We start from the raw sequence: 9,388 nt of genomic DNA, 5'->3' as shown, positions 1-9,388 counted from the left end.
CGGGCGCTCGAGGTGCGGCGAGTGGCCCACACCGTCGAGGGTCAGCTCGGCGATCGTGCCGCCGGCGGCCGCATAGGCGCCGAGCACGTCACGCGTCTGCGACACCATCTCCTGCGCGGGCGCGACGTCGGCGCCGGGCCAGCCGGGGATCATGCCGAGCGCACCGAGGTGATTGAGGTCGAAGAACGACGCGTCTGACACGATCGCGTCGGCGGTGCCGCGCACCCACAGGATCGGGGGCTTGGGGTCGAGGTCGACGATGCGGGCGACGTTGAAGTGCTTGGGCGCCATCGTGTTGAGCACGCCGATGTCGCCGACACCGAAGCCCGGCCAGTTCTCGCTCTGCTTTCCGTCGCCCGGGTAGTTGCCCTCGGCGGTCGAGGTCGTGAGCATCGACTCGACCCAGACGTCCTCGTGCTCGCTCGTATAGCCGGGGGCGACATAGCTGGCGCGGAAGACGCTGCGCGGCGACGTCTGCGCGTCGGCCGTGGTGTCGCCGGCGGCCAGCCGCGCGACGAAGTCGGGGTTGCCGCCGCCCCCGCCGCAGCCGGCGTCGTCGTCCGTAAGGCGGGTGCCATCGCGGCGGGTGCCGCCGAACCCGTATGGCGAGACCGGCGCCTGCAGCGTGAGGCTCAGCACGGGGTGGTCGAGGGCGTACTGCATCACGACGCCGCCGCCCATCGACCAGCCGACGAGGTGGGCCGTGGGGATGTCCAGGGCCTCGAGCACGGCGAACACGTCGTCGCTGTAGTCGCGGAGGCCGCGGGTCGCGTCGACGGGGGCGATCTCGCTGTCGCCGAAGCCGCGCAGGTCGACGGCGATCGCGCGCAGGTCGCTGGGCAGGTCCTGCATGATCTCCTGCCAGAACAGCGCCGACGACACATTGCCGTGCACGAATACGACGGTGCGCTCCGGAGGAGTGGCCGGGTGGTCGCCGGTGCGCTCGAGGATGTTCACGCTCACGCGCGAGGTCGGGATGACGCGGCTCGTGATGCCGTCGAAGAGGGTCATGTGCACATCCTTCTCATGTGGCCGGAGGCATCCCGCCCCCGCTGTCGATGATAACCGCTCGCCTCCTCGATATGAACCGGCTTTCAGGTCTGGCGTGATCGTAGGATGGCCGCATGCCTGAGACACCCCTGCCGCCCCTCGCGATCCTCGGCGCCGGCTCGATGGGCGGCGCGATCCTGCAGGGCGTTGCCGCCTCGGGGCTGGCCCCGCGCGTCACGGTCACCAACCGCACGGCCGCCAAGGCCGCCGCGCTGGCAGAGCTGCCCGGTGTCACGAGCATCGCGCTCGACGAGCTGCCGAGCGGGAACGTGGATGCCGCTGCCGCGGCCGACGTCGTGCTGATCGGCGTGAAGCCCGCAATGGTGCCCGAACTGCTGCGCGAGATCGCGCCGGTGCTGCGCCCGGGCACGGTCGTCGTGAGCCTGGCCGCCGGCGTCACGATCGCCACGTTCGAAGAGATCCTGGGCGCCGACGCGCCCGTGCTGCGGTCGATGCCGAACACCCCTGCGGTCGTCGGCAAGGCGGTCACCGGGCTCGCCGCGGGCTCTGCGGCCTCACCGCGCGACATTGCGACCGTGCGGCGTCTGTTCGAGACGTGCGGGGCGGTGATCGAGCTGCCCGAGTCGCAGATCGACGCGCTCTCGACGATCTCGGGCTCCGGCCCTGCCTACGTGTTCCTGCTCATCGAAGAGCTCACCAAGGCCGCCGTCGGCAAGGGCTTCGACCAGGCCGAGGCGCGGCTGATGGCCGAGCAGACCTTCATCGGCGCGGCCGCGCTGCTCGAGGCGAGTGGGGACGACCCCGCCGAGCTGCGCCGCCGTGTGACGAGTCCGAAGGGCACGACCGAGCGCGCCGTCGCCGTGCTGCAGGGCGCCCGCCTCGACGAGCTGTTCGCGACGGCGACCGATGCCGCGCTCGCCCGCGCCCGCGAGCTCGCCGCCGGCGCGTAGCATCCACCCGCGCGCTCCGTCGTCCGCGCGTCGCCACCCGCGCGTCGCCACCCGCCCGCTTCGTCGCGCGCTTCACCTGCCGCGAATCACCGCACCGACCCGCAGCCGATTCAGCGATCGAGTGATGCGAAGCGCTCGATGTCGCTGTTCGTGCCCGACACGATGATGAGGTCGTGGTCGGTGACCACCGTGTTCGCCTCGGCGTAACGGAACGGCTTGCCCGGGCTCTTCACGCCCACCACTGTCACGTTGTACTTCGTGCGCACGCCCGACTCGTTCAGGCCCACACCGCGGATGAACTTCGGCGGGTACAGCTTGGCGAGTGCGAAGTCGTCGTCGAAGCGGATGAAGTCGAGCATGCGCCCGCTCACCAGGTGCGCGACGCGCTCACCCGCCTCGCGCTCGGGGTAGATGACGTGGTTGGCGCCGACGCGCGCGAGGATCTTGCCGTGCGACTGCGACACCGCCTTCGCCCAGATCTGTGGGATCTTCAGGTCGACGAGGTTCGCGGTGATGAGGACGGATGCCTCGATGAACGAGCCGACGGCGACCACCGCGACCTGGAAGTCCTGCGCACCGATCTGCTTCAGTGCGTCGAGGTTGCGGGCGTCGGCCTGCACCGTGTGCGTGACGCGCTCGGACCACTTCTGCACGAGCTCGAGGTCCTCGTCGATCGCGAGTACTTCGCGGTCGAGGTGATCGAGTTCGCCGGCGCACGCCGCGCCGAAGCGGCCGAGGCCGACGATGAGCACCGGGGCGTCTTTGCGGATCTGCTTCACCATGATGCAACGCTAGCCTGAACGCATGTGGCGCAGATACCGGCGGCCGATCACGCTCGCCCTCCCGGTGGGGGCTGCGCTCGGGTGCCTGATGTCTCTCGGCGTCTATCTGGCCGGCAACCCCGACTACCGCCGCTACGGCGGCTGGGGCGCCTTTGTCAACACCATCGTCGTGGGCGGTGCGATCGGCGCGGTCACCGCACTCGCCGCCGTCGGCGGGGGCGTGCTCGCCCTGCTCGTGTGGGACCGTGCCCTGGTGAAATCCCCGCCGTCGCGACGGGATGCTGCGGCTCTCGGCGCAGCCCTCGGCACCGCGGTTCTATGGCTCGCCTTCGGCGTCGTGAACGGGCTGCTCAGCCCGAGCGGCTGGTCGTGGTTCGGCCTGACGGGTATCGTCGTCGCCGTCGCTGCCCCGATCGCCGCCATCGCCGCCGGGATGCTCGTCGCGCGCGCCGAGCGGCGTGCTGCCGATCAGCCGACGATCGGGCGCTCGACCGGCAGCGCGTAGAGCTGCGAGCGGGATGTCGCGGCCACCGCGGCGGCGAGAGTCACGGTGCCGACGCGGCCCATGAACATCGTCAGCGCCATGACGTAGATGCCCGGATCCGGAAGGTTCGCGGTGACCCCGGTCGACAGGCCGACGGTCGCGAAGCCCGAGATCACATCGAACAGCACGTACTCGACGGGCGCCTTGGTGATCTCGGTGATCGTGATCGTCGACAGGGCGACGATCGTGGCACCCCACGCCACCACCGACAGCGCGACGCGCTGCACGTCGCTCGGGATGCGGTGACCGAACACCTGCACCGACTGGCGGCCCCGCGCCTCGGAGAACACCGCCAGCGCGAGTACGGCCAGCGTCGTCACCTTGATGCCGCCGGCGGTGGAGGCTGAGCCTCCGCCGACGAACATGAGCATCGAGGCGACCAGCAGCGACGAACCGCCCAACTGATCGATCGGCACCACAGAGAAGCCGCCGGACCGGGTCATCGCCGACAGGAAGAAGGCCTGGAAGGTGGTGTCCCAGGCATCCATCGTCCCGAGACTCGTGGCGTTGTCGTACTCGAGCAGCAGAAAGGCTCCGGCACCGGCGAAGAACAGCAGCATGGTCGTGATGAGCGTGAGCTTGGCGTGCAGCGACCACAGCCGGAAGTGCCAATGCCGCTTCAGGAGGGTGTAGATCACGGGGAAGCCGATGGAGCCGAGGAAGACACCGGCCATCAGCACGGTGAGAAGGACGTAGTCGTCGGCGAACAGTGTGAGGCCCTCCGGATTCGGGACGAATCCGGTGTTCGTGAAAGCCATGGCTGCGTAGTAGGGCGCTTCCCAGAGTGCAGTCAGCGGTGCGATGCCGGCCCAGATCAGCGACGGATAGAGGAGGATCGCGAGCACCGCCTCGATGACGAGCGTTGACAGAGCGACCGTGGCGAGCAGCTGGCCCACCTCGCCCAGGCGCACGGTCTGCCCCTCATTCACCGGGCCGCCGTGCGCGCGCAGTGGGTTGGAGTCGCCGGCCGCGATGAGTTTCGCCCGCAGTCCGAGGCGCTTGGAGATCACCAGGCCGAGGATGGATGCGAATGTCAGCACGCCCATCGCTCCGACGTTCACCCCGACGTACGTGACGACGTGCCCGAACGGCGACCAGTGCGTCGCCATGTCGACGGTCGTGAGCCCGGTCACACAGATGGTCGACACGGCCGTGAACAGAGCATCGGCGAAGGGGGTTCTGCGTCCGTCGGCGGCCGCCATGGGAAGCGAGTACAGGAACGTGAAGATGAGGATGAGCGCGACGAAAACGAGTACGGCGAACCGCGCCGGCGAGGCCGTCATGGCCTGCCGGATCTCTTCGCCGCGCCGCCCGAGCCAACCCAGAACCCCGGTGCGGCGGGCCTCCCGCAGCCGGTCTGCCGCCATGCGCGCTCCTCACTCCGAAGACCCACGTCATGGTACTCCGTGCGTGGCCCGACTACTCTGAGCACATGGCGGACATCTTCGACGTGATTGCGGACGGCACTCGCCGTGAGATCCTGCAGCTGCTGCGCGAACGCTCAGCGGCGGGTGAGCAGGGCACTAGTGTGTCGCACATCGTGCAGGAGCTCGGAGTCAGCCAGCCCACCGTGTCGAAGCACCTGAAGGTGCTGCGCGAAGCGCACCTCGTATCGGTGCGCGAAGAGGGCCAGCACCGCTTCTACAGCCTGGCGCGGGGGCCGCTCGAGGAGGTCGATGACTGGCTCGTGCCGTTTCTCGTCGATGAGGTCGACACCGCGGCGGTCGCCGCCCAGATCTCCCTCGAGCTGCCTGAGCCCGCCGTCCGTGCCGCTGAGGGCCTGGGCCGTGTGGCAGCCCAGGCCAAGCACGCCGTCAGCGGCGCGCTGAAGCGGCTCGGCGGCTAGCGCCGGCTCGGCCTTTGGCGGGCTCAGCGCAGGCTGCGGCGAACCCGCTAGGCCTGACGGTGCGCATCCTCAGCGATCACACGGGCCTCACTGGTTTACAGAGGTCGCAGGACGCAATAGAGTGAAGCCCGTTCCGTTGGGATCGTGCTGGGAGAAGGGGAAACGAATGGCCGAGTTGCCGGACGTGCGGTTTCTCACCGTCGCCGAGGTCGCCGAGATCATGCGTGTGTCAAAGATGACCGTGTATCGGCTCGTGCACTCCGGTGAGCTGCCTGCGGTCCGCTTCGGGCGGTCCTATCGCGTGCCCGAGTCGGCCGTCACCACCGCCCTGCAGCGCCCGATCTCGGACGTCGGCTGAGCGACGCCACGCAGACTGATAGACTGTCCCGCGGCATTTTCCGTTTGCCCGTGGCGCCGATACGTGCGCTGCTCTCGACTCAGTGAGGTTCTCTGTGGGTTCAGTCATCAAGAAGCGCCGCAAGCGCATGGCGAAGAAGAAGCACCGCAAGCTGCTTCGCAAGACTCGCCACCAGCGCCGCAACAAGAAGTAGGCGGCAAGACACCGAGCGCCTGTCCTCTGGACGGGTGCTTCGTGTTTCCCCAGCGGCGACCGACATCCCCTATCCGCCCTTCGGCTTCGACGAACCCGCCAGTGACAGCGGCTACTCGGGCTTCGACACCGACCTGTACACGGCCATAGCGCCCCCGCGACTCCTGCCGCGGGTAATCTGAACGGATGAAGTCGATCACCGTCCAGCAGCTGAGTACGCGCGAGGGTGTGCCCCTCATCGACGTTCGCGAGCCCGATGAGTTCGCCTCCGCGCGGGTCCCCGGCGCGGTCAACCTGCCGATGTCGAGTCTGGGCGACCGCCTGCACGAGCTGCCCGACGGCGCGTTCGACGTGATCTGCGCGGCCGGGGCCCGGTCGGGGCGCGTCGTCGAGGCGCTGACGGCCCGCGGCTACGACGCGACGAACGTCGACGGCGGCACCAACGACTGGATCGCCGCAGGGCTCCCCGTCGAACGATGACGACCCTCACCCTCATCGGCAAGCCGGACTGCCACCTGTGCGACGTCGCACAGGAGGTGATCGAGCACATGCTGGCCGAGCTTCCCGACGAGGTGGTCGCAGGCATCCGCACCGAGCAGCGCTCGATCCTCGACGACCCCGCCCTCCACGACCTGTGGTGGGAGAAGATCCCGGTGGTGCTGATCGACGGTCAGTTGCACGGTCACTGGCGCGTCGCACCCGACCGGCTGCGCACGGCACTGCTCGACGCGACGGGGGTGCGGGCATGACGCTGCGACACATCGCCTCCTGGTTGCTTGCGACCGCCGACCAGACGCAGCGAGCCGAGCAGGCTCGACGCATCGCCGACGACCTGACGGCGGTGCGCGGGCTGGGGTCGTGCCCTGCCTGGCAGACATCGCGTCGAGGGTGTGTCACGCACGCGGTAGCCTCAGAACATGGTCACATCGACGCCGTCTCCCGATGCCGAATGGGTGCCCCTTTCTGCGGTGGCTGTGCGGGACATCTTCGGTCCCGTGGATGCCCGCTGGTGGCTTTCGGGCGGATGTGCGCTGGACCGGTGGCTGGGCGAGGACATTCGAGAACGCCCCAACATCGATGTGAGCACGACACCGCGCGACCAGGAGAGCCTGATCGCCGGTCTTCCCGCGGGGCTGAGCGCGTGGATCGCTTCGGATGGAAATCTGATGGCCTGGGCGGATGCGCAGGAAGACACCGATCGGCAGCCCACCTGGATCCACGACGACGACAAGGGCGTGTGGGTGCTGCGGGTGAACGTCGAAGACGGCACCGACCGGGCGTGGCTGTATCGACGTGACCCGAGGCTGCAGCTGCCCTGGGACCAGGCGGTGCTCGATATCGACGGTGTCCCTGTCGGTGCACCGGAGGTGCAACTGGTGTGGAAGGCGCTTCGCCCCCGTCCCGAAGATGACGTCGACAAAGACGCGGTGTTCCCGCGTCTCTCGGAGCAGGCGCGGGAGTGGTGGGAGCGGGCCCTTCTGAGGATCCACCCACATTCGACGTGGGCGATTCACGTACGCAGCCCGATGTTCCCCGCCAAGGCCAGCTGGAACCGCGCCCGCCGCTAGTACGACCAGCAGCGGCCCCGACCACCCTTTCGGATCGATCCGGTTCTCGCTCACAGCTCCTCCGGGTGCCCCGGTCCGGCGATATTCAGTCCGGGACCGAGAACTCGCCCGACGACACCGCACCCAACACCAGCCGGCGGAACCATCGTTGGGCCGGTGAGAGGGCACCATCCCGCCGGGTATACAGCGCCACGGGTGAGCTGTGACCGGGCCAGGGAAGCTCGGCGATCTGCAGGCCCGGGAACCATCCACGGAAAACTTCGGCGACGTGGCGTGGCAGCATCACGATGAGATCGGTTGCTACCAGCACCGCGGGAACGGTGGCGTACTCCTCGGCGGTGAGGGCGACCTGGGGCATCAGGCCGTGTTCGATAAGGGCCTGCAGGGGAAAGACGTGACCGCCTCGGGCCGATACGCGCACGAATCGGCGGCCACGGAACATCTCGGGACCGGTGGCCGGCAACGGGTGGTCCCGCGATGTCACTGCCACGTACTCGACACTGCGCACGGGTGTGCGCCACAGGCGTGAGGCATCCATCAACGAGACGGTGAGCGCCAGGTCGATCGTCCCGCGGATGAGCTCTTCTTCCACTTCGTCGGCGTCCAACCGGGTGACCTGCAGATGGGGCGTTGAGCCCTCGTCGGCGAGTGCGGACACGATCGGTGGGAGAAAGGTCTGTTCGCCGATCGAGGTCAGACCCAGCGTGAGTTCTCCGCTAAAGCTCGCCGGATCGAAATCGAGAGCACCACGGACGGTGTCGTCGATCCGAGTGAGTGCCTCATTGAGCGGACCGAACAGCTCTGTCGCTCGTGCCGTAGGAACCATCACGTGGCCTTCGCGGCGGAAGAGATCGTCGGCGAATCGTTCGCGCAGTCGGGCGAGGGTATAGCTCACGGTGGGTTGTGTCACGTGCAGACGCTGCGCGGTCGCGGTGAGGCTGCGCAGCTCATACAGCACCACGAAGGTGCGGAGTTGATTCAGATCGGGGAGTGCCATGTATTGATTGCATCTATTTAGAGTGGTATCAGAATCTATTGGACCATACTTTCGCATCCGCCTACAGTCGAAGTCACGAAACCAGTGACAAGGACGACACGCGTTTGATCATCGACATTCACGGCCACTACACGACCGCACCGGCCCAATTGGGCGTCTGGCGCGACCTTCAGATCGCTTTCGCCGACGGCAAGGGCGACGCTCCCGATCCGGCAGCGCTGAGCATCAGTGATGACGAGATTCGCGAAACGATCGAATCCAACCAGCTCAGACTCATGGACGAGCGCGGCAGCGACCTCACGGTCTTCAGCCCTCGGGCATCGTTCATGGCTCATCACATCGGTGACTTCGAGGTCAGCCAGGTGTGGGCGCGGATCTGCAATGATCTGTGCGCACGGGTGAGTGCACTGTTTCCGGATCGGTTCATCATGGGTGCCATGCTGCCGCAGTCGCCGGGAGTGGATCCGGTGACGACGGTCGCCGAACTCACCCGCGCCGTCGAAGAGCTTGGCGCGGTCACGGTCAACCTCAACCCGGATCCGTCCGGCGGCCTGTGGACGGCACCGCCACTGACTGATCGATCGTGGTACCCGGTCTACGAAAAGCTCGTCGAGTACGAGCTCCCCGCGATGATTCACGTCTCGACGTCGTGCAAGCCGCAGTTCCACACCACCGGTGACCACTATCTCGGCGCGGATACCACCGCATTCATGCAACTGCTGAAGGGTGACCTTTTCACCGACTTCCCCGACCTGAAATTCGTCATCCCACACGGCGGCGGAGCCGTTCCCTACCACTGGGGACGCTTCCGCGGCCTGGCGATGGCGCTGGGCAAACCCGAGCTCGAAGAACACCTTCTCGGCAACGTGTTCTTCGACACCTGCGTCTACCACCAGCCCGGTATCGACCTGTTGACCAGCGTCATACCGACCGACAACATCCTGTTCGCCAGCGAGATGATCGGCGCGGTCCGTGACATCGATCCGCGTACCGGCCACTACTTCGATGACACCAAGCGCTATGTGGATGCCGCATCCGGTCTCAATGACACCGAACGCGCTCAGGTGTTCGAAGGTAACGCTCGCCGGGTCTACCCGCGGCTGAACCGCGCTCTGACCGCACGAGGCCTGTGAGAAGGAG

The 9,388-nt window shown here is 67.5% G+C and carries 13 protein-coding genes; 9 read left to right on the top strand and 4 right to left on the bottom strand.

All coding sequences use genetic code 11. The annotated features are described in order from the left end of the window. Positions 1-1,011 (bottom strand): alpha/beta fold hydrolase (locus ACK5IN_RS08090; protein ID WP_416895680.1); only part of this gene is annotated, 1,011 nt, incomplete at its 3' end. Between the two features lie 113 nt (positions 1,012-1,124). Here ACK5IN_RS08090 and proC point away from each other — a divergent pair. Continuing rightward, positions 1,125-1,961, top strand: coding sequence for a pyrroline-5-carboxylate reductase (gene proC / locus ACK5IN_RS08085; RefSeq protein WP_416895679.1), 837 nt, complete (start codon positions 1,125-1,127; stop codon positions 1,959-1,961). 110 nt (positions 1,962-2,071) lie between these two features. On the opposite strand, the gene ACK5IN_RS08080 is transcribed toward proC, so the two are convergent. Then, positions 2,072-2,743 carry a potassium channel family protein gene (locus ACK5IN_RS08080; protein ID WP_416895678.1) on the bottom strand — a complete coding sequence of 224 codons (672 nt, stop codon included), beginning with the start codon at positions 2,741-2,743 and terminating at the stop codon, positions 2,072-2,074. Between the two features lie 22 nt (positions 2,744-2,765). Here ACK5IN_RS08080 and ACK5IN_RS08075 point away from each other — a divergent pair, with 22 nt between their 5' ends. Beyond that, on the top strand, positions 2,766-3,248 hold the full coding sequence (locus tag ACK5IN_RS08075; RefSeq protein ID WP_416895677.1) for a hypothetical protein: 483 nt from the start codon (positions 2,766-2,768) through the stop codon (positions 3,246-3,248). Here the strand turns inward: ACK5IN_RS08075 and ACK5IN_RS08070 are convergent. After that, the gene (locus tag ACK5IN_RS08070) at positions 3,212-4,570 is read right to left on the bottom strand and encodes a TrkH family potassium uptake protein (protein ID WP_416895682.1); all 1,359 of its coding nucleotides are present in this window, start codon (positions 4,568-4,570) and stop codon (positions 3,212-3,214) included. The two genes, ACK5IN_RS08075 and ACK5IN_RS08070, sit on opposite strands and share 37 nt — an antisense overlap. A 149-nt stretch (positions 4,571-4,719) precedes the next feature. Here ACK5IN_RS08070 and ACK5IN_RS08065 point away from each other — a divergent pair, with 149 nt between their 5' ends. The 6 genes from ACK5IN_RS08065 to ACK5IN_RS08040 all read left to right on the top strand — a co-directional run bounded on the left by ACK5IN_RS08065 (position 4,720) and on the right by ACK5IN_RS08040 (position 7,251). After that, positions 4,720-5,133 carry an ArsR/SmtB family transcription factor gene (locus ACK5IN_RS08065; protein WP_416895676.1) on the top strand — a complete coding sequence of 138 codons (414 nt, stop codon included), beginning with the start codon at positions 4,720-4,722 and terminating at the stop codon, positions 5,131-5,133. Positions 5,134-5,299: 166 nt separating this feature from the next. Further along, on the top strand, positions 5,300-5,491 hold the full coding sequence (locus tag ACK5IN_RS08060; protein WP_416895675.1) for a helix-turn-helix domain-containing protein: 192 nt from the start codon (positions 5,300-5,302) through the stop codon (positions 5,489-5,491). A 94-nt stretch (positions 5,492-5,585) separates the two neighbouring features. Continuing rightward, the gene (locus tag ACK5IN_RS08055; RefSeq protein ID WP_003792170.1) at positions 5,586-5,684 is read left to right on the top strand and encodes a 30S ribosomal protein bS22; all 99 of its coding nucleotides are present in this window, start codon (positions 5,586-5,588) and stop codon (positions 5,682-5,684) included. A gap of 185 nt (positions 5,685-5,869) precedes the next feature. Then, positions 5,870-6,163, top strand: a complete 294-nt coding sequence (locus tag ACK5IN_RS08050) for a rhodanese-like domain-containing protein (RefSeq protein WP_416895674.1) — start codon at positions 5,870-5,872, stop codon at positions 6,161-6,163. Continuing rightward, the gene (locus ACK5IN_RS08045) at positions 6,160-6,432 is read left to right on the top strand and encodes a glutaredoxin family protein (protein WP_416895673.1); all 273 of its coding nucleotides are present in this window, start codon (positions 6,160-6,162) and stop codon (positions 6,430-6,432) included. Before ACK5IN_RS08050 ends, ACK5IN_RS08045 begins: the two co-directional genes overlap by 4 nt. A gap of 168 nt (positions 6,433-6,600) precedes the next feature. Then, entirely contained in the window at positions 6,601-7,251 is a 651-nt protein-coding gene (locus ACK5IN_RS08040; protein ID WP_416895672.1) for a hypothetical protein, read from the top strand. Between the two features lie 85 nt (positions 7,252-7,336). Here ACK5IN_RS08040 and ACK5IN_RS08035 read toward each other — a convergent pair whose 3' ends face one another. Continuing rightward, a complete protein-coding gene (locus ACK5IN_RS08035; protein WP_416895671.1) occupies positions 7,337-8,248 on the bottom strand; it encodes a LysR substrate-binding domain-containing protein in 912 nt (303 codons plus the stop codon). 104 nt (positions 8,249-8,352) lie between these two features. Here ACK5IN_RS08035 and ACK5IN_RS08030 point away from each other — a divergent pair, with 104 nt between their 5' ends. After that, complete coding sequence (locus ACK5IN_RS08030) at positions 8,353-9,381, top strand: amidohydrolase family protein (protein ID WP_416895670.1); 1,029 nt, start codon at positions 8,353-8,355, stop codon at positions 9,379-9,381. Positions 9,382-9,388: the final 7 nt, after the last annotated feature.

It is taken from the genome of Microbacterium sp. (assembly GCF_047971895.1).
Taxonomy (GTDB): domain Bacteria; phylum Actinomycetota; class Actinomycetes; order Actinomycetales; family Microbacteriaceae; genus Microbacterium.
This window is presented reverse-complemented; position numbering and strand designations above follow the sequence as displayed.